Origin of the sequence: Lysinibacillus sp. Y5S-8, assembly GCF_036894365.1 — a bacterium.
Lineage (GTDB): Bacteria > Bacillota > Bacilli > Bacillales_A > Planococcaceae > Lysinibacillus > Lysinibacillus fusiformis_D.
In genome coordinates, this window is the sequence record NZ_CP145889.1 from 744,464 (window position 1) to 765,994 (window position 21,531).

At 38.9% G+C, this 21,531-nt stretch carries 16 protein-coding genes; 12 read left to right on the top strand and 4 right to left on the bottom strand.

Annotated features, from left to right (window positions below):
* Positions 1-227: 227 nt before the first annotated feature.
* The 6 genes from addB (at position 228) to V6670_RS03485 (ending at position 11,935) form a co-directional block, all read left to right on the top strand.
* On the top strand, positions 228-3,737 hold the full coding sequence (addB, locus tag V6670_RS03460; protein WP_338652624.1) for a helicase-exonuclease AddAB subunit AddB: 3,510 nt from the start codon (positions 228-230) through the stop codon (positions 3,735-3,737).
* Between the two features lies 1 nt (position 3,738).
* Complete coding sequence (gene addA, locus V6670_RS03465) at positions 3,739-7,458, top strand: helicase-exonuclease AddAB subunit AddA (RefSeq protein ID WP_338652626.1); 3,720 nt, start codon at positions 3,739-3,741, stop codon at positions 7,456-7,458.
* A gap of 78 nt (positions 7,459-7,536) precedes the next feature.
* Positions 7,537-8,703 carry a DUF418 domain-containing protein gene (locus tag V6670_RS03470; protein ID WP_338652627.1) on the top strand — a complete coding sequence of 389 codons (1,167 nt, stop codon included), beginning with the start codon at positions 7,537-7,539 and terminating at the stop codon, positions 8,701-8,703.
* A 124-nt stretch (positions 8,704-8,827) separates the two neighbouring features.
* Positions 8,828-9,730 (top strand): fumarylacetoacetate hydrolase family protein, encoded by a 903-nt coding sequence (locus tag V6670_RS03475; protein ID WP_036120924.1) that lies wholly within the window; start codon positions 8,828-8,830, stop codon positions 9,728-9,730.
* 180 nt (positions 9,731-9,910) lie between these two features.
* Positions 9,911-10,276, top strand: coding sequence for a YisL family protein (locus tag V6670_RS03480; protein WP_036120921.1), 366 nt, complete (start codon positions 9,911-9,913; stop codon positions 10,274-10,276).
* A gap of 159 nt (positions 10,277-10,435) precedes the next feature.
* A complete protein-coding gene (locus tag V6670_RS03485; RefSeq protein ID WP_338652628.1) occupies positions 10,436-11,935 on the top strand; it encodes an alpha-amylase family glycosyl hydrolase in 1,500 nt (499 codons plus the stop codon).
* A gap of 47 nt (positions 11,936-11,982) precedes the next feature.
* Here the strand turns inward: V6670_RS03485 and V6670_RS03490 are convergent, their stop codons facing one another.
* Together V6670_RS03490 and V6670_RS03495 are read right to left on the bottom strand one after the other, a co-directional pair.
* A complete protein-coding gene (locus V6670_RS03490; RefSeq protein WP_058843814.1) occupies positions 11,983-12,840 on the bottom strand; it encodes a DegV family protein in 858 nt (285 codons plus the stop codon).
* Between the two features lie 143 nt (positions 12,841-12,983).
* Positions 12,984-13,793 (bottom strand): Cof-type HAD-IIB family hydrolase, encoded by an 810-nt coding sequence (locus V6670_RS03495; protein WP_036120914.1) that lies wholly within the window; start codon positions 13,791-13,793, stop codon positions 12,984-12,986.
* Between the two features lie 121 nt (positions 13,794-13,914).
* On the opposite strand from V6670_RS03495, the gene V6670_RS03500 reads away from it, so the two are divergent.
* Both V6670_RS03500 and V6670_RS03505 read left to right on the top strand, forming a co-directional pair.
* Complete coding sequence (locus tag V6670_RS03500) at positions 13,915-14,679, top strand: prolyl oligopeptidase family serine peptidase (protein WP_338652630.1); 765 nt, start codon at positions 13,915-13,917, stop codon at positions 14,677-14,679.
* A gap of 53 nt (positions 14,680-14,732) precedes the next feature.
* Positions 14,733-15,041, top strand: coding sequence for a metal-sulfur cluster assembly factor (locus V6670_RS03505; protein ID WP_036120908.1), 309 nt, complete (start codon positions 14,733-14,735; stop codon positions 15,039-15,041).
* A gap of 59 nt (positions 15,042-15,100) precedes the next feature.
* Here the strand turns inward: V6670_RS03505 and V6670_RS03510 are convergent, their stop codons facing one another.
* Positions 15,101-15,787 carry a Crp/Fnr family transcriptional regulator gene (locus tag V6670_RS03510; RefSeq protein WP_141904774.1) on the bottom strand — a complete coding sequence of 229 codons (687 nt, stop codon included), beginning with the start codon at positions 15,785-15,787 and terminating at the stop codon, positions 15,101-15,103.
* Positions 15,788-16,056: 269 nt separating this feature from the next.
* Here V6670_RS03510 and V6670_RS03515 point away from each other — a divergent pair, with 269 nt between their 5' ends.
* Positions 16,057-18,183: an AAA family ATPase gene (locus V6670_RS03515; RefSeq protein WP_338652635.1), complete on the top strand. Its 2,127-nt coding sequence runs from the start codon at positions 16,057-16,059 to the stop codon at positions 18,181-18,183.
* 49 nt (positions 18,184-18,232) lie between these two features.
* Here the strand turns inward: V6670_RS03515 and V6670_RS03520 are convergent, their stop codons facing one another.
* Positions 18,233-18,427, bottom strand: a complete 195-nt coding sequence (locus V6670_RS03520; RefSeq protein ID WP_004227469.1) for a YjzD family protein — start codon at positions 18,425-18,427, stop codon at positions 18,233-18,235.
* A 565-nt stretch (positions 18,428-18,992) separates the two neighbouring features.
* Here V6670_RS03520 and V6670_RS03525 point away from each other — a divergent pair.
* The 3 genes from V6670_RS03525 (at position 18,993) to V6670_RS03535 (ending at position 21,531) form a co-directional block, all read left to right on the top strand.
* Positions 18,993-19,931 (top strand): beta-ketoacyl-ACP synthase III, encoded by a 939-nt coding sequence (locus V6670_RS03525; protein WP_141904776.1) that lies wholly within the window; start codon positions 18,993-18,995, stop codon positions 19,929-19,931.
* A gap of 30 nt (positions 19,932-19,961) precedes the next feature.
* The gene (gene fabF / locus V6670_RS03530; protein WP_141904777.1) at positions 19,962-21,203 is read left to right on the top strand and encodes a beta-ketoacyl-ACP synthase II; all 1,242 of its coding nucleotides are present in this window, start codon (positions 19,962-19,964) and stop codon (positions 21,201-21,203) included.
* 106 nt (positions 21,204-21,309) lie between these two features.
* Positions 21,310-21,531 carry a hypothetical protein gene (locus tag V6670_RS03535; protein ID WP_036126664.1) on the top strand — a complete coding sequence of 74 codons (222 nt, stop codon included), beginning with the start codon at positions 21,310-21,312 and terminating at the stop codon, positions 21,529-21,531.

Sequence of the window (21,531 nt, forward strand, 5' to 3'; positions counted from 1 at the left end):
CTTTAATTTTTAAAGAGGCTGTTTTTTTGTGTCATTATCTTCTCACATGAAGGTTGATAGATAGTATTTACTAGTTTTTTTCGATAGAATTTAAGATAGACGATTAAAGTTGCTGTAACATAGGCATGTTAACTAACTAGCAAAGGAATGCTCAAAAAGCGTATCAAATAATCAAATCATCAAAAGTTCACCCAAAATGGGCAAGTCAATGAGGAGGGGGAAAGAATATGTCATTGCGTATTGTTTCAGGACGTTCAGGAACAGGAAAATCCGCATTTATTCATCAGGAGATCATTGAACAGCTTAAAACGGAGCCATTGGGACATCCGATTTTCATAATTGTCCCCGACCAGATGTCTTATTCTACAGAATATGAATTGACGAATAAGCATGGTTTACAAGGTTTGATCCGTGCACAAGTGATGACGTTTAAGCTTTTAGCGTGGCTGGTTTTACAGGAAACTGGCGGGATTGCTCGCAAAGAAGTAAATGGCTATGGCTATCGAATGCTCATACGTAAACTTTTAGAGGAACAAAAAAGTGAGTTTTCCTTATTCCGACAAGCAGCAGGAAAACGTGGCTTTACGGAGGAGATTGAAACACTTTTAAAAGAATTTAGCCGCTATAGCGTCAATAGCTCAGTCTTAGCAGAGGTAACGGAGTCATTAAAGGCAATTGATGCTCCAAATACCTTACAGGCTAAAGCAAATGATTTACATGTAGTGTTACAGGCCTTAGAGGAACGACTAGGCACGACATATGTCGACAGTGAGGGCTATTATCCAATTTTAACAGAGCAATTACAGTATGCTGATACGATGAAGCAAGCAACCATTTATATTGATGGATTTACCGCCTTCACTGTGCGGCAGTTAGAATTGGTGCGTGAGTTGTTAAAAGTAACTAAACAAGTAACCATTGTTCTTCCGTTTGATCATTCAGATGAAGCATTTGATGAACAGGCACTATTCCATGAGGCGGCTTTAACAAATCAACGGTTGCATGACATCGCAAATGAAGAGGGCATCACTGTTGATGCACCATTACATTTTTACAATACTAAAAGATTTCATTCTGAAGATTTGCAGCATGTGGAGGCTAAATTTACTGATTTAGTACCCAAAACGAAAAAATCTTCTGGAGATGTGATGGTACTTGAAGCGTCTAATCGTCGAGCCGAAGTACATGCGATTGCCCGGGAAATAACAAAGCTGACAAGAGAAGACGGTTATCGTTATCAGGATATAGTTCTTTTATATAGACAAGCAGAGCTATATGATCCACTTATTACAAGTATTTTCCAACAATATGAAATTCCTATTTTTACAAATACAAAAAAGACGATGTTACATCATCCACTAATCGAGCTAAGTCGTTCTGCACTGGAGGTCATGACGTCTAATTGGAAGTACGAACCTGTTTTTCGTAGTGTGAAAACAGATTTGTTTTTCCCATTACATGCTGAGCTAACCATCTGGCGTGAGCGAGCAGATCGATTAGAAAACTATTGCTTGGCACAAGGCATCTATGGAGAACGGTGGTTTGAGGAGGCACGTTGGTTTTATAAAAAGTATCGCGGATTAGAATTCCATTCGCGTGTTCAAACAGATGAGGAACGTGCTATGCAGGCGGAAATCGAGGCTATTCGAGATGAAATTCGTCTACCGTTAAAGAATTTACAAGATAAGCTTGATAGTGCGAAAACGGGTAGAGCTATTGCGACTGCATTATTTGAGCTAGTGGAGTCATTACAGGTTTATGATAAGCTTCAAGCAATGAAAGATCGTGAGCTAGAGCGAGGTGACGCATTAGCAGCGAGTGAACATGAGCAAGCTTGGAACGAATGGATTGGTGTTCTTGACCAATTCGTCTATATGTTTGGGGAGCAAGAAATGACTTTGGAGGAGGCAGCTAAAATTCTTGATGAAGGGTTTGATACGCTAGAATTTTCTCGTATTCCGCCGACCTTAGATGAGGTCATGGTCGCTACTGTTGAGTTAGCCAGATTGTCTAATATCAAAGTTACTTTTGTAGTGGGTATGAATGATGGTGTTTATCCAACTCGAATGGAATATGAGGGTTTATTGTCAGATACAGAGCGAGAATGGTTTAGCCAAATTGGCTATGAGCTTGCACCAACCTCCACCAATCGTTTATTACAGGAAAATTACTTATTCTACCGTGCTATTACAACACCATCGAACAGGCTGTATATGACATATCCGACGGCAGATGAAGAGGGCAAGGCATTGCTATCCTCTCTTTATATCAAGAAAATGATTGGCAATGATAAAACAGCTGGTCTATTAAGTGATGTTGCTATTGAGCGAGTGGTGATGGATCCCATTGAATTACTTAACGGAGATGTTTTACCCTATTTACGCCACCCTCGTACAGCTTTAGCGCATCTGATGGTGCAGTTACGTCAAGCTGAGCATAGCCGTGAACTAGCACCAGAATGGCTAGCATTACAAAAATTTTATAAACAAGATCCGTATTGGGCACTCATTTTTGAGCGTGTCCTCTATCCGATTACCCATAAAAATGAAGCTGAGCCACTTGAAACATACATTACACAGGAATTATATGGTCAGAAGCTAACATCAAGTGTGTCACGAATCGAGAAATACTTTAGATGCCCATTTTCTCATTTCACTACGTATGGTCTACGTTTAGAAGAACGTGCTGAATACCGACTTGAAACCTTTGCGATGGGTGATTTATTCCATGAGGCATTAAAGTGGATTACAGAGGAAACACATCGCCAGCAGTTATCGTGGATTCGTTTAACAACACAGCAAATTAAACAATTAGCACGACAAGCAGTAGAGCAAATTGTGCCCGTCTTTTCACATCAAATTTTATTGTCGAGTGCTCGTTATCGCTATATTCAGCGTAAACTTATTCGCATTGTTGAGCGCACAATGACTGCACTGACACAGCATGCCAATGTATCTCACTTCAAGCCTATTGCTATTGAGGCGTCGTTTGGTCCAGGGCAGCATGAACAGCTACCACCGCTTGAAATTGATTTGACTAGCGGTAAGAAAATGTTTATGCGAGGACGTATTGATAGAGTGGATAGTGCAACAATCGATGATCGTTCTTATTTGCGGGTTGTCGACTATAAATCATCAGCTCGTGATCTTGATTTAAATGAGGTTTATTATGGATTGTCCTTACAAGTTCTTACGTATTTAGATGTAGCAATGGAAAATAGCTCTTATTGGCTACCTGATCAAACTGAACCAGCTGGAGTACTGTATGTCCATGTCCATAATCCAATGTTAAAGCTAGATAAGGATTTAACAGATAGTGAAATAGAGGAAGATCGATTAAAGCAATATAAAATGAAGGGTCTACTGTCAGAAAATGCTGAGGCGATTTTATCAATGGACGAGCAATTAGAAGAAAGTAGTGGGCACTCAAAAATTATTCCTGTATATATGAAAAAGGATGGGACACCGTCTGAATCACAATCACGCATTGTTCCTGTCAATGATATGAAAAAGTTACAACATTTCGTTCGACGTAAACATCAGGAGGCAGGGAATGGCATTTTATCTGGTGATACAGCCATTAGCCCCTATAAATTAAAAGCCAAAACAGCATGTGATTACTGTCAATTCGCCGCAGTTTGTCAATTTGATCCTTCAGATGGTAAACAAAGCTATCGTCAGTTGGCGCAAACGAAGCCGAATGACATTGTTGATAAAATTCGGAAGGAGATGGAGTAGCATGGCACAAACAATTCCTATTAAGCCAGCAGATGTCACATGGACAGACGATCAATGGAAGGCGATTTATGCTAGTGGTCAAGACACACTTGTTTCAGCCGCGGCAGGGTCTGGGAAAACAGCAGTACTGATTAATCGGATGATTGAAAAAGTCATTGCTACCGAGAATCCTATCAATGTGGATGAACTATTGGTAGTGACCTTTACGAATGCTTCAGCTGCTGAAATGCGCCATCGTATGTCAGAGGCATTAGAAAAGGCAATCGCAGAAAATCCAACATCTAATCACTTAAGACGCCAGCTTAGTCTTGTCAATAAAGCGCAAATTTCCACGTTGCACTCGTTCTGTTTAGCCATTGTGAAGCAATATGCATACTTGCTTGATATAGATCCAGGTTTTCGTATCGCCAATGAAGCAGAAATCGCTTTATTAAGAGATGATGTATTAACGGATGTTCTAGAAGATGCCTATGATGCTGAGGATGAGGCTCAAGTACAGGCTATTTATCGCCTTGTTGATAGCTTTACTTCGGATCGTGATGATCAAGCAATCGAAACGCTGATTAGTAAACTATATGATACATCACGTGTACATGCAGAGCCTCAAAAATGGCTATGGAGTCTTCCTCAGGTATACGAGTTAGCAGAGGATGTAACAATTGATGATCTAGAGCTTTCTCAATATGTTAAATTGACCGTTCGCCATAGTTTGGAAGAAGCCTTCGTGTTAATTTCAGAAATGAGGGCGATTACATTACAGCCAGACGGACCGGCTCCTTATGCTGAAACGGCAGAAGTTGATTTTGCCATGATTCAAGAAGGGATTCGAATTAGCCAAAACGGTACATGGCAGGAGCTATTTGATTTTTTTGCGACGGTCAAATGGTCTACGTTAAAACGAGTATCCAAAGATGCATTAGTAGATGTAGAGTTACAGGAGCTTGCGAAGAAAAAAAGAGAAGCAGCTAAAAAAATAATGAATAAAATCAAAGAAACGTATTTTGTTCGTACACCTGCACGCCTACTTGAAGAAATACGATTAATGGCGCCAATAATTGCCACACTAGTAGATCTGACCGCTACTTTTAGTGAACAGTTTCACCTAGCTAAGCTAGAACGGGGAATCATTGATTTTTCAGATTTAGAGCATTATGCGCTACAAATTTTAACGGTAGAAGTAGATGGTGAACTTCAGCCTTCGCCAGTTGCATTAGATATGAAAAAACGTTTTAAAGAAGTACTTGTGGATGAATATCAGGATACGAATATGCTACAGGAAACCATTTTACAGCTTGTCAAAACAGGTGAAGAGAGGGATGGCAACCTGTTTATGGTTGGAGACGTAAAGCAAAGTATTTATCGCTTCCGATTAGCTGAACCGAAGCTCTTTATGCGAAAATATAGTGATTTTTTGGAGATGCCTGATGTAACGGGAATGCGAATTGATTTAAATGCTAATTTCCGTAGTCGCAAAGAAGTGTTGAATGCTACGAACTACGTATTTGCACAAATTATGGGAGAGCGTGTTGGTGAGATTCTTTATGATGACAATGCATCATTAAAGCCAGCAGCACCTTATGATGAAAAAGAAATACCTGTTGAGCTTGTAGTGATGCATCCGCCACAGGATGAGGAAGCAACAGAAGAGCTTGAGGAAATGGGCAATGAAGCTACTACAGAGCTAGAAGAATTGAAAAAATCACAATATGAGGCGCGCTTTATCATTGATCGTATACGACTGATGATGGAAGATGGGACAACTGTTTATGATACGAAAACGAAGTGTGAGCGACCATTAAAGTATAGTGATATTGTGATTTTAATGCGCTCCATGACATGGTCGACAGATTTAGTGGAGGAATTTAAGCTGGCAGGGATTCCACTCTATGCTGAGTCATCTAAAGGCTATTTTGATGCGCTCGAAGTGATGATTATGTTAAATGTCTTGAAGGTAGTCGATAATCCCTATCAGGATATACCACTAGCTTCTGTACTGCGTGCACCGTTTGTTGGTTTAACGGAAAATGAGTTGGCAAAAATTCGTTTAGCCGATCAGAAGGTACCGTTCTATGATGCTTTACGTCAATTTATTCGTAGCGAAGGGCATGGCGTGCAATCAACTACATTTGAAAAGCTTCAACGCTTTATGCTGGCCTTCGAAAACTGGCGAGATTTAGCACGTCGTGGGTCATTATCCGATTTAATTTGGAGGATTTATTTAGATACGCATTATTATGAAATGGTTGGTGCAATGCCAAATGGTAAGCAGCGTCAGGCGAATTTACGCATCTTACATGACCGTGCATTAATGTATGAAAAAACGGCCTTTCGTGGACTATTCCGTTTTCTACGCTTTATTGATCGAATGCGTACGCGTGGGGATGATTTAGGTACTGCAAAATCAATTGGCGAAAAGGATGATGTTGTGCGTCTTGTGACGATTCACTCCTCAAAGGGACTAGAGTATCCAGTAGTCTTTGTTGCAGGAATGGGACGCCCGTTTAACAAAATGGATTTTCATCAGCCTTATTTATTCGACCAAGATTTTGGACTCGCTGTCAAGGCTATTGACCCAGAAAATCGCATCACATATACATCGTTACCGTTTTTAGCGTTAAAAGAAAAAAAAGAGCTGGAAATGCGTGCAGAAGAAATGCGTGTTTTATATGTTGCCATGACTCGTGCGAAGGAACGTCTAATTTTAGTGGGCTCTGTGAAGAATTGGGAGAAAACACGTGACAACTGGCAGGATGCACAAAGTTTACCGATAGATGCACCGCTACAGGAATATTTGCGAGCAAGAGCTAATAGCTATTTGGATTGGGTAGGGCCAGCAGTGGCAAGGCATGCAGACTTTACTACAGTTGCTACCACTTCTTATAGGGCGTTAGAAGATCATTCCCGCTGGTCGGTACAAGCGATCAACACAAGCCATTATTCATATGAAATACATGCGATGGATGAAGAAGTACAACAATGGCTCACGATGCCAGAGGACGAGGCATTACTAGATGAAATTACGTCACGCTTTCAAGCGCAGTACGCCTACCAAAGGTCTACAAAAAAACGTTCTAAAACATCTGTTAGTGAGATTAAGCGTTTAGAAAACTTACAGCGTCAGGCGGAACCTGAATTTTACTTTGCCACACCTGCCAAGCTAAAAGCTTCTTCCATTGCATCTCGACCAGCCTTTTTACAGGAACAACAGCTAACAGGTGCTGAAATTGGAACAGCTGTGCATACAGTGATGCAGCATGTCCCACAGTATGGCTTTGTTGAAATCCAAGATGTGAAGGATTTTGTAGATGATTTAGTGGTGAGACAATTGTTAACCGAGGCAGAGGGAAAAATGGTTCCACTAGCGAAGATTTATCATTTTTTTGAGACAGAAATAGGGCAGCGGTTCAAAAAGGCAAAGCAAATACGGAGGGAAATGCCCTTTACCATTAGTAGAGTTGATGAAGATGGCGATGCTCAAATTGTACAAGGGATCATTGACTGCTTATTTGAAGATGAATATGGCGATTGGGTCTTGCTAGATTATAAAACTGACCGTATCCTGCCGCATTTTGCACAGGAGCCTGCCCTGACAAAGGAAATACGAAATCGTTATGCTGTACAGCTTCGTGTTTATAGTGAGGCCATTGAATCAATTTTACACATCAATGTGAGCGATAAAGTATTATATTTATTCGATAATGAACAGGCCGTACAGGCATAAAGAACTTGTTATGGCAAAGCAGGCAAGCCTTTTTTGCCTTGCTTGCACCATAGCATTTAGTCAAGAGGAGGCTATTTCGTGGAGTCAAAACCGACCATGTTGCAGGAACGAATGGCAACATTAGATATTTTACGAGGCATTAGTTTGGTAGGTATTTTACTTGTAAATATGTATACCTTTTATTTGCCAATGCCGCATATTGATTTGGCATCGTGGTTTACAACACCATCTGATATCGTTTGGCAAAAAAATATAGACATATATGTGCAGGGGAGCTTTTACCCATTATTTGCAATGCTATTTGGTTATGGGCTTGCCATGCAGTGGCAAAAAGCACAGAGCCGTGAACAAAATTTTTACACACTAGGTCTTCGTAGACTGTCTGTATTGTTTGTTTTTGGTTTTCTACATGCTGTGCTGATTTGGTGGGGCGATATATTAATGATGTACGCGTTCTGTGGCGTTTTTTTAGTGCTATTCCTGCGCTTTAGTCCTATTTGGTTAGTAGCTAGTGCATTTATTATTAACAGTTTAATGCAAGTTTTTATGTTATTCGTTGTAGGAATTATTCTTTTTAATACCAAGGTAGATGATTATTTAGATATCGTATCTGTAGAGAAGGCTATTACGGCTTATGGTACAGGCAATTGGGTAGATGCCTTTATGCAACGCTTAACAGATTTATCGACGCAGGCAGGCATAGGGATGTGGTTTGCAGCACTGTTCACCATTTTACCGTATATGTTAATAGGTGCCGCAGCGTCAAAATGGCGTCTAGTAGAACGAGCTAAAGAATTGAAATGGCTCTGGCTTACATTAGCGATCACGGGGTTGGTCATTGGTATCGGTGTTAAAAGTTTACCAATTATGTTTACAAGAACATATTTACTAGATTATTTAAAGGTATACATAGGTGGTCCAATTTTAGCAGTAGGGTATATTGGGGTCATTGTGTTACTTTGTTTAGTGCCAATTGTACCGAAGTTGCTTAGTCCTTTTGCTAAAATTGGTCGTATGTCATTAACGATGTATATTCTTCAATCTATTATAGGTACTTGTTTATTCTACCAATTTGGCTTTGGCTGGTACGGTAAAGTCACTGTGGAAACAGGGGTATTAATTGCTATCGGCATTATTGTTGTGCAAATGATCCTAGCTGAAGTTTGGTTATCTAAGTGGAAACAAGGACCATTAGAGGCGATATGGCGTAAAGTAACGTATAAGCAAAACGTGGAATCACGTTAATATATGCCTCTTCACATGCATAATTTATGAAGATAGTACAACTTATAAAATTATTGTCGCAAAAGTAAGGCAATTTCTATCATATTGTTGTATTATGTAGAAAAAAGAAGGAGCTCTTAAAATCATGAAAATTTTATCATTCAAATTAGGTGGACATGTAAGCTTTGGACCAAAAGTAAAAAAAGAAGAAGCGGTATGGGATGTACTCGCTATTCAAAATGAACTTCAAGTTCTCCCTTCTTTTTCAAGTTCAATTGTGGATGGCATTGCTTTAGGCTTTGATTTCGTTGAACAGATTCGTAAATTAGTAGAAGCAGCAGAAAAATCAGATCGTGCCGATAGTTTTAAACGTGAATTTACAGATATCGAGTGGCTTTCACCAATTCCACGTACACCCAAAAATATTATGTGTATCGGTAAAAACTATGATGAACATGCCAAAGAAATGGGTGCAGAAGCAGCACCAACAGATTTAATGGTATTTACAAAATCACCAACTGCTATTGCGGCGGATGGACAAACAATTTCCATTCATGCTGACCTTTCTTCAAAAATGGACTATGAAGGTGAGCTAGCGATTGTTATTGGAAAACGTGGTAAAAATATCCCTAAAAATTTAGCATTTGATTATGTATTTGGTTATACAATTGCTAATGATATATCAGCTCGTGATTTACAAGACAAACATAAACAATTTTTCTTAGGTAAAAGCTTGGAAGGTACTTGCCCTCTTGGGCCATACCTTGTGACAAAGGATGAAATTCCAAATCCACAAGACTTAACAGTGGTGACAAAGGTCAATGATGAAGTACGCCAAAACGGTTCTACGAAGGATATGATGTTCTCTGTTGAAACCTTAGTATCTATACTATCTCAACATGTAACATTAGAGCCAGGAGATGTTATTTTAACAGGTACGCCTGCAGGAGTTGGAAAAGGGATGAACCCGCCACAGTTCTTAAAGGCTGGGGATACAGTAAAAGTATCTATTCAAGGCATTGGTACATTAGTCAACCATTTTGAATAATGACGATAACCATCCGCGTGAGTCTTTACTCCGCGGATTTTTTCTTTCTACACTCGATAGGCTGTGAGATGTCGAGCTATAATTGATGTAAATTATGTGAACACTGTTGTAATGTTTGAAACCCTTTCCATCGCATGGTAGGATAGAGTTTGATAGAAAAATGAATGAGGTGGGACAAACATGAGTTTTTTAACTAGCCAAACGCATTTGCATATTACTACGTGGGTTATTGCTATTGTTATCTTTTTAATCGCTGCACTAATGGGCAAGCAATCAAAGGGCTTACATATGGCTTTACGTCTATTCTACGTATTAATTATCATCACAGGTGGGGCATTATTCTTTAAATATCAGGCTGGAGACCCGATGATGTACGGACTGAAATTTTTATTCGGTATTTTAGTAATTGGTATGATGGAAATGGTATTAGTGCGTCAAAAGAAAAACAAACCAACAGGGATGTTTTGGGCATTATTCGCAGTATTCCTATTTATCACACTGTTCTTAGGCTTTAAGCTGCCATTAAACATTAATTTCCTAGCATAATAATTTCTTAAAGGTCGTGAAGTATTTGCTTCACGGCTTTTATTTTGCCAAAAGGGTGAATACAAGAGAACTGACACCTTTTTGCCCTAATTCATTTCGCATTTTCGTAAAATCTTTTGAAAAGATAGCGACGTGACAGTGTTATTTGGTAAAATGACGATGGATTGGTTTGAAAGAGAGGGAATAACAGTGAAATTTAAGAAGTGGATAAGTGCGACGGCTGCATCACTTTTATTAGCAACTTCATTCGTAAGTACTACACCAGTAGCGAATGCGGATGAAAAAGCGACAACATCGATAGCAGAAGAAAGCATCTTTGATTTACTCGTTGACCGTTTCTTTAATGGTTCGGGCACAAACGATTTTGATACAAATACGAAAGACCCTTCGAAATTTGCAGGAGGAGATTTTACAGGTCTGCAAGATAAGCTAAAATTTATTGGTGAGATGGGTTTTACAATTGTTTCTATTGGTCCTATTTTTTCTACAGAGAAATATGATGGATCACTACTTACAAGCTACACGACAATCGAACGTCATTTTGGAACAACAGAAGAATTCCAAAGTGTTGTAGAAGCCTATAAAGCTAAAAATATGTCCATCATGGTGGATTTCCCGCTCAATAATGTGAGTCCAAATCATGAATGGGCAAAGGACTCATCAAAAGCTGACTGGATTGCTTCTACGAATAATGGACAAGTACAATGGGATTTATCGAACAAAGCTGTGCAAGAGGCGCTCATTCAATCAGCCACTGAATTTGTTTCTACATATGATGTTGGTGGTATTCGTTTAACGAATATTGCAGAGGCTGATACAGAGTTTGTCAATGCGATGATTGCAGCATTAAAAGAGACAAAAGCATCTCTTTACGTGATTGCTAATGAAGAAAGTGATGCTGATTTTGATGCAACCTTCTCACCAGCAACAGCGGATATTTATCGTAATATTTTTAAAAATGTAGATATGGATTCGTCTAAATTAATGGAGCCTTTTACAGGAGAGAAGCCGACACAGATTATGGTGGATTCACTTGAAACCCATCGTTTTACATTCGATTCTGCGACTGAAAATATGTTTCCGCCTACACGTTTAAAAATGGCGATGGGTGCTTTATTTATGCTTCCTGGGATTCCCGTTGTGCAATATGGTACAGAAATCGCCATGAATGGGGAAGCAAAACCAGATACACATCAGTTGTATAACTTTAAAACTGATGAAGAATTGATTGATTATATTAAAAATGTTCAATCCTTACGTAATCAATCTGCAACTTTACGTAAAGGTGATTTTGAAGTAATTACAAATGACAATGGTCTACTTGTCTTCACACGTACTTCTGACGAAGAAAAGTGGGTAATTATGGTGAATAATACAGGCAAAACGCAACGTGTGGACTTAACACCAGCGCAACTTGGTGAAGGGAAAATGCTGAACGGAATTTTACATGAGGAAAAAGTTCGTATAAATGAAAAAGAGGTTTATCCTGTTATTTTAGACCGAGAAATGGTTGAGATTTATCAGGTTCGCAATGATGAAGGCTTAAACATGCCCTACATGGTTGCCCTTGGTTTAGTGTGGGTAATCTTTATCGGCTTTGTTGTCATCATCATTAAACGAGGAAAAGTTCGCCGTCAAGAACAAGACGTCCAACAATAATAGCACAACGAAAAAGCATGCTAGGAGCAACCCTAACATGCTTTTTATTAGCCTTGATAGCTTTTGTTCGTAAAGAAGATTGCAATAGTGCCTGGTCCTACATGTGAACCGATTGCAGAGCCAATCATAGTAATTTGAACAGCTTGAGGAGAAAAACGTTCCTGAATAGAAGCCTTTACTTCATTGGCAAAGGCCACATCATCACTATGACTAATACCAACAATTTTATCCGTAAAGCTTCCGCCACGCTCCTGCATTAAATCTAACATACGATTAAGTGCTTTTTTTCGACCACGTGACTTTTCAATAGGTATCAGCTTGCCATCCTCTACATTTAAAATAGGTTTAATGCTCAGAAGACCACCTAAAAAGGCACTGGCCTTGGATACACGACCACCTTTGGCAAGGTAATCTAAATCTTCTACTGTAAATAAATGCTCCATCTGAGGTGCATATGCACTCATTTTAGAGGCCATATCCTCTAAGGATACCCCTATATTTCGAAGGCGAACTGCTTCCTCTACAACTAGACCATGTCCTAGTGAAGCGCATTTAGAGTCGATAATGACTAATTTTAATGAAGGATATTGCTCTAATACTTGATTGCGAATCATTTGAGCAGTACTATATGTGCCGGATAATTCCGATGAAAAGGCAATATAGATGCCTTCTTCTTCATTTTTAGCTAGTTCCTCAAAGTGCTTTAAAAACAGCTCAGGTGACACTTGTGATGTTTTTGGTTGAGCACCTTGGCGGATGGCATCGTAAATCTCTTTGGAATCAATCGTAATGACATCTTCATATTCTTTGTTGTTCAATTGCACTCGTAAAGGGAGTAACACGACATCATTCTCTTCATAGTAAGACTTCGGTAGATCGCATCCACTATCCGTAAAAATCTTCATTCTCTTGTCCCCCTAATTTCAACTTACTCATCAAGTATTTTTAGCTTTATTCAGTCGGTACTCACTTAAGATAAATGGAAGGGGTACCACTGAATAAAGTTAAACTGGTAAAAATGGAATGTTAACTTGAACTTACTACTTAACTATGATAATTTCAAGCGTTCAATGAGGATTTTTGCGATTCCATCATCATTATTTGTTGCTGTAATTTCATTGGCAATGTTTTTAAGACTTGGAATACCGTTCCCCATCGCTACACCAAGTCCGGCATATTCGATCATTTCTAAATCATTGTCTTCATCACCAAACGCGATGATACGCTCACGTGGAATACCTAAATCTTTTGCCACATGCGCAATACCCACAGCTTTATTTAAGCCGCGTCGTACAATTTCAATAATATGAAGTGGCGCACCCCATCGACGATGCTCAATGACTTCCGCGTGCACCGCCTGTAAATGGTCACGTATAATGACTGAATTCGCTTCATTTGCTTGAATTAATAAACTTGTGGGATTTTCCAAGAGATGTGTGTATAAATCCCCAAGTGTGATTTTTGGATTACCCATATTAAAAATATTTAAGATGCGATCATCCTCTGTGTGTACATAAATATCATCTTTTACCTCAGCGATAATATTTTCATACTCGTAACTATTGATGGATCCAACAACATCATGTACAACACTTAAATCAATCGGTGTGTGCATATGTTGCCAAGATACATTTTTTGGATGATGTACATATGCGCCATTAAAATTGACAATGGGTGTAGTGAGCCCAAGCTCATGGTAATAAAGATCACTTGCACGGTATGGACGCCCCGTTGCAATCATCACTTGATGCCCTAATTCCTTAGCCTGCAATAATGTTTTTTTCGTTTTTGCTGAGATTTGTTGTTGGTCTGTTAATAAAGTACCATCTAAGTCTAGTACGATTAAATGCGGTTTCATAGCTCGTTGCCCCTTTCCTATAGTTTGAATAGTATCTCTTTGTCTTTCATTCGTCAAAATTTTGTCACAGTGAAAAAAGTTTGCTAACATAAAGATGAGACAATAGTTGGGAGTGACAAAAATGTTTGTAGAAAAAGAAGTGTGGGGAAATATTCCTTTATTACATATACATACAGACAAGATGAATGAAGAAACCCCAGTAGTGATTTTTTTGCATGGCTTTATGAGCGCGAAAGAACATAACTTACACTATGCATACCAATTGGTGCATAAGGGGGTGCGTGTCCTATTACCAGATGCAAAATTTCATGGTGACCGTAGCGAAGGCCTTACAGAAATACAAATGAACTTGAAATTTTGGGATATTGTTTTAAATTCTATTCATGAAGTGCAACAATTATATGATGAATTAAAGAATAAAAATTTATTGGCCAATCATAATATTGGCATAGCAGGTACTTCAATGGGCGGTATCGTGACCTCCGGCTGTTTAAAACTTTATGATTGGATAAAAACAGCGTCAATATGTATGGGTGCACCAGGTTTTATTAAATTAGGTGAATATCAATTGCAACAATTTGCAAAAAGCGGTATCAATTGGCCGATGTCAGAGGAAGATGTCCAAAAAGTGAATGAGCTCTTAGCTAAATATGATGTTAGTTTAACGCCAGAAAAATTCGCAGGTCGTCCAGTTTTCTTTTGGCATGGAGAATTAGATAAAACAGTACCTTTCCAAGAAACGTATAAATTTTATGAGACATTACGGGAATACTATCAAGCAAGCCCTGAATATTTAAAGTTTATGGTGAACAAAAAGGCAGGACATGCAGTCCCACGTGACGGTATGCTAGCAGCAACAGACTGGCTTGCACAGCATTTGGCATAACAGGATGCATCTGCTATGATAAGGTTAACACTATGATGGAAGGAGAAATACGAATGGATCAAGATATGAAAGATAGCATGTTTGGTGCTTTAGAAAATGTAATTGACCCTGAGCTTGGGATTGATATCGTCAACTTAGGTTTAGTATATGATGTAGATTTAGATGATGAAGGTGTAGCAACTGTTACGATGACATTAACATCGATGGGATGCCCACTTGGGCCAGTTATTGTGGATCAGGTGAATACGGCATTAGGGGAACTTCCAGAAGTGAAAAGTACAAATGTTAACATTGTATGGAATCCACCTTGGTCAAAAGACAAAATGTCACGCTATGCAAAAATGGCATTAGGCGTACGCTAAAATTGCAACATTAAAAATCCCTGCTTATTTTATAGGCAGGGATTTCGTTTGTAACGAAATTAATCGATACGGCATATTTGTAATGGACAATTTTCACAAGCAATTTCATTTTTTAAAAATTGTAAATCATGAATTGTAATAAAGCCTTTATCAAAAGTGATAATGTCGTGTTTTTTTAAATCATTCAACATACGATTAATCATTTCACGACTTGTTGCACACAAATTCGCAATTTCCGTATTTGTTAGCTGGAAATCAATAAAAATCGAGCCATTTTCTAAAGGTTTACCATACGTATTGGAAAGCCGAATGAGCGTTGAAAATAAAGCACCTTTTTTACCATTTAACACTAAATCACGCAAACGACTTTGATGCTTTAAGTTTTCTGTTTGCAACCACTTTATATATTCCACCATAACAGTAGGCTGATCTTCTAGTAAATGCTCCAATGATTTACGACTTAACACATACATCGTAGAAGGCTCTAAAACCTTTGCAGTCATGGAATTATAGACTAGGTTACAAAACAATGACCCCTCTCCAATTATACTGTCAGGACCACAAATACGAATAGTTAATTCCTTGCCAGTTTCGGTTTCTTGGCTTATCGAAATCACACCCGATTGAATGTAATAAATTTCTTTTGCCCGTTCACCCTCTAGAAAAATTTTATTTCCTTTATTCACTTTGATAAAAACACCATGCTTTTGAAATAGATCCTTAATTTTTTCAAACATATTATCCATTAAAACCATATCTCCAACACATCGCTTTCTTTTTGTAATAAACGGCAATTATTACAAAAGGATAGTGGATTTTTCGATACTAAAACATAGAAACATACCATTATTATAACGTAAATTTCCATAATCCGTGAAAAATTTTTAGTGCGATTTCTTTGCGAAGCAATGTCGATTGATGTAAAATAAAGTTAGTCAAAAAAGGTCAAACTTTTTAAAAGAACAAGAATGGGTATAACAATGATAAGAAACATGATGGTAAAGGAGTGCTAGCTATGCAATTTCAACAAACAGATAACAAAAAACCACTAGAGCAATTTGGACGAAATTTGATTGAAGAAGTTAAAAACGGCAAAATGGACCCTGTTATCGGGCGTGATGAGGAAATTCGAAATGTCATTCGTATTTTAACACGCAAAACGAAAAATAATCCTGTATTAATTGGTGAACCAGGAGTTGGTAAAACAGCGATTGTTGAGGGTTTAGCACAGCGTATTGTGAAAGGCGATGTGCCAGAGGGCTTGAAAGAATGTGTGTTATATGAGCTAGATATGAGTGCTTTAATCGCAGGGGCAAGCTATCGTGGCCAATTTGAAGAGCGCTTAAAAGGTGTGTTAAAAGAGGTGAAAGATTCAGAAGGACAAATCATTTTATTTATTGATGAAATTCATACCATCGTCGGCGCAGGTAAAACAGACGGCGCTATGGACGCAGGCAATATGCTCAAGCCAATGCTTGCACGCGGTGAACTACATTGTATTGGTGCTACAACACTAGATGAGTATCGTATGTACATTGAAAAAGATCCTGCTTTAGAGCGACGATTCCAGCAAGTTCTTGTACGTGAGCCTTCCATTGAGGATACGGTTTCCATTTTACGGGGCTTAAAAGAACGCTTTGAATTACATCATGCAGTACGGATTCATGATAGAGCAATTGTTGCGGCAGCAGAACTGTCCAACCGATATATTACAGAGCGGTTTTTACCTGATAAGGCAATTGATTTAATTGATGAGGCTTGTGCGATGATTCGTACAGAAATTGATTCGATGCCACAGGAATTAGATGCAGTGACACGTCGCATTATGCAGCTTGAGATTGAAGAACAGGCATTACGTAAGGAAAAGGACGAGGCAAGTAAAAAACGTCTAGAGCAATTGCGTGAGGAATTAACAAAATTAAAAGAATCCTCAGAGGGCATGCGCCAACAATGGGAAGCAGAAAAAGAAATGTTACACGACATTCAGAAAAAACGGGAAACATTAGATAAATACCGTCGTGATTTAGATGAAGCAGAAAGTAAATATGATTTAAATAAAGCTGCCGAATTACGCCATGGCAAAATCCCAACATTAGAAAAGGAAATTCAGGAACTCGAAAAACAGTTAGAAAACGGGGCAGAATCCCGCATTTTACGTGAAGAAGTAACGGCAGATGAAATTGCTGCGATCGTTTCCCGCTGGACAGGAATTCCTGTAACAAAATTAGTAGAAGGAGAGCGTGAAAAACTTCTACGATTAAAGGATACATTACATGAAAGAGTAGTCGGTCAAGATACAGCAGTTCAATTAGTAACAGAAGCTGTATGGCGTGCACGTGCGGGTATTAAAGATCCACATCGTCCGATTGGTAGCTTTTTATTCTTAGGTCCAACAGGTGTTGGTAAAACTGAGCTTGCTAAAGCACTTGCTGCGCAGTTATTTGATGCAGAAGATCACTTTATTCGAATTGATATGAGTGAATACATGGAGAAACATAGTGTGTCTCGTCTCGTTGGTGCTCCTCCAGGCTATGTAGGTTATGAGGAGGGCGGACAATTAACAGAAGCTGTACGCCGAAATCCATATTCCGTGGTCCTCCTAGATGAAATTGAAAAAGCGCATCCAGATGTGGCGAATATTTTATTACAAATTTTAGATGATGGCCGCATTACAGATAGTCAGGGACGTATGGTGAATTTTACAAATACAGTGGTCATTCTAACATCTAATATTGGCTCTAGTTATTTAATGGAGGCAAAAGAAGGCGATAATGCTGTTGAAGACTTAGTGATGACGGCCTTACGCCAACATTTTAAACCAGAGTTATTAAACCGTATGGATGACATTATCTTTTTCCATGCTTTATCTACAAAGCATTTTACTGCGATTGCTTGGAAGTACGTGGAGCAACTGATTAAACGAGTGGCAGAACAGGAAATTACTTTATCTGTCGAGCAAGAGGTTATTGATTGGGTAGTACAGCAAGGAGCGGATGCTCAGTTTGGAGCGAGACCATTAAAACGCTTTGTACAACGACATATCGAAACAGCAGTAGCTAGAGAACTGCTTCGTGGTGAGGTTTTACGAGGAGAAACTTTGCATGTGAAAATGCGTGATGGTCAATGTGTTGTGGAAAAATAACAGAAAAAACCTGTTCGGCAATATGCTGAACAGGTTTTTTCTAGATAAATTAATGATGATCTGCAGCTTCTGGTGTAGGGTCGTTTGGAATGATTGCTCCAATAATAAAGATTAGAATGGAGAATACAACAGAAACGATTGCCCCTGTCTTAAAATCAAATGGTACACCAAGTACAGAGCTGACTACGTAGTTTAACATAGAAACTAGTAGGAATGACCATATGAACGTTACGATATATTGCATTAATTTCACCTCAACCGAACTTTTTTCATTATAAGGTTTTACTCATATTCATTATCATATCATAACATAAATCGAAAAAAAATGAACCTTTTATGTGAAACATGGCGAATTTGTCACAACAAATACGAGGATCTGCATTTTATATTCAACGGCCTATCGTAGAGAAGGTATGCTGATGTTTAATGATAGGAAGTTAGTGTGTGCTTTGTAATGAAGAAGAGTCAGGGAATTAGTCTCGATTAGGGTTTTTGCTCGTAACGAGTGAAGAAGCGCTCTAATTATAGTAGGGACTTGGCTCAGAGCTAGTAGATAGTGCCCCTAAGTAAGAGACTCCGTTCATAAAAAGGCGAACAGTACTATGAAGAAGAAGCTCACCCGCTCAAAAACGACGATAATGCCAAAACTATCACCTAACCTAATAAAGAGTCAGCCCTCACCAAAAATAAAATCTCCGCTACGTCCAAAACACATTAATTTTAAATCACCTTGCGTCCTTCCTTTCGTATGCGTTATAATTATGACCAGTTACTAATAATTGATAGTAAGAAAGCTGAGGGGTTGCTATATGAACGCTGGTATTATAGGAATTGGCAAATATGTTCCTGAGAAGGTCGTTACAAATTTTGATTTGGAAAAAATAATGGATACTTCAGATGAATGGATTCGAACTCGAACAGGCATTGAAGAACGTCATTTTGCGGCAGAGGATCAGGAAACTTCAGATTTAGCAGTAGCAGCTGCTAAAGAAGCTATTGCAAAAGCGGGTATTACGCCAGAGGAAATTGGTTTAATACTTGTAGCAACTGTCACACAGGATCAAACTTTTCCAAGTGTAGCATGTATGGTTCAAGAACAAATCGGAGCAGTGAATGCGGCGGCGATGGATCAAGCAGCGGCATGTGCAGGATTTATATATAGCTTAGTGACAGCGAAGCACTTTGTAGAGGCAAATACTTATAAATATGTCTTAGTAGTAGGTGTAGAAAAACTGTCGAAAGTCATCGATTGGAATGATCGTAATACAGCTGTTTTATTCGGTGATGGTGCTAGTGCAGCTATTGTTGGGCCAGTATCTGAAGGCAGAGGTATTGTATCATTTGAACTTGGTGCTGATGGTACAGGCGGTAAAAACCTTTATTTAACACAGCAAGACACGATTACAATGAATGGTCGTGAAGTGTTTAAGTTTGCTGTACGTCAAATGGGTGAATCGGCTGTTAATGTGTTAGAGAAAGCAGGATTAACAAAAGAAGACGTAGATTTTTTAGTGCCGCATCAGGCAAATATACGAATTATGGAATCTGCTCGTGAGCGATTAGAGCTACCACCTGAAAAAATGTCAAAAACGATTCATAAATATGGAAATACTTCAGCAGCATCTATTGGTATTTCCTTGGTAGATGAGCTCGAAGCAGGTAAGATTAAAGAGGATGACTTATTAGTCCTCGTTGGTTTTGGTGGCGGCTTAACATGGGGTGCCGTAGCCATGAGATGGGGAAAATAAGAAGGAAAAATGCTTGAGGGGAGTAAGACAATGAGTAAACGACGAGTAGTAATTACAGGAATTGGCGCAGTTACACCACTAGGAAATAGCATCGAAGAAACATGGGCTAACATCAAGGCTGGTAAATCTGGCATTGGTGAGCTGACACGATTGAATAAAGAACTTTTTGCAGCAAAAATCGCAGCAGAAGTGAAGGATTTCGATATTGAAAAATATATTGATCGTAAAGAAGCACGTAAAATGGATCGTTTTACGCATTACGCGTTAGCCGCTTCCATTATGGCAATGGAAGATGCACAATTAACAATTGATGAAGAGTTAGCTCCACGTGCGGGTGTATGGATTGGCTCTGGTATCGGCGGTATGGAAACTTATGAACAACAATTTTTAACATTCCAAGAGCGTGGCGCAAGACGTGTCAGCCCATTCTTCATTCCAATGATGATACCTGATATGGCTTCAGGGCAAGTATCTATTCACGTTGGTGCAAAAGGTATTAACTCATGTTCTGTAACGGCGTGTGCTTCTGGAACAAACTCCATTGGTGATGCCTTTAAAGTAATTGAACGTGGGGATGCAGATGTGATGATTTCAGGTGGTGCTGAATCACCAATCGTTACAATGGCTGTGGCAGGCTTCTGTGCAAATACAGCTTTATCATTAAATCCAGATCCACAAGCAGCATGCCGTCCATTTGATAAAAACCGCGATGGCTTTATTATCGGAGAAGGCGCTGGTATCGTTATTCTAGAAGAGTATGAACATGCAAAAGCTCGTGGCGCTAAAATCTATGCTGAAGTTTTAGGTTATGGTGCAACAGGTGATGCGCATCACATTACGGCTCCAGCTCCAGAGGGTGAGGGTGCAGCACGTGCAATGATGCAAGCATTGACAGATGGTGGAGTTGATCCATCACAAGTTGATTATATTAATGCACATGGTACTAGCACACCTTATAATGATTTATTTGAAACACAAGCTGTTAAAACTACTTTTGGTGATCATGCGTATAAGCTTGCTATGAGCTCCACAAAGTCTATGACAGGTCACTTATTAGGAGCAGCTGGTGGTGTGGAAGCGATTTTCACAGCATTAGCCTTAAAAGAAGGCATTTTACCTCCAACAATTAATTTAGTAGATCCAGATCCAGAATGTGATTTAGATTATGTTCCAAACGAAGCAAGAGAAGCAAACATTCAATATGCGATGAGTAATTCTCTTGGTTTTGGTGGTCACAATGCCAGTCTCCTATTCAAAAAATATGAAGCATAATATATAAACTTAAAAAAACGTCAGCCTAATTTAAACGGCTGACGTCTTTTTTTATAGTTTTGTGAATAAATGATAAGTAAGAAGAAATAGAAAGGATGCCTCTACTGTGTTTCGTCTCTTTTTATTTTTAGTAAGCTATGGCTTAATGATCCTCTCTGTAGGGAATCTCATATTGTATTTAAATTATCGAACATTAGGTTATTCCTGGAAGGTTGTTTTCAAATTTATTTTTCAAACAACAGAATTTTATATGGCGGTAGGAGCCTGCATTATCATTTGTGCTGTTGTGCTTGATTTAGGCTTTGATCGCTCCACAGACAAGCCATAA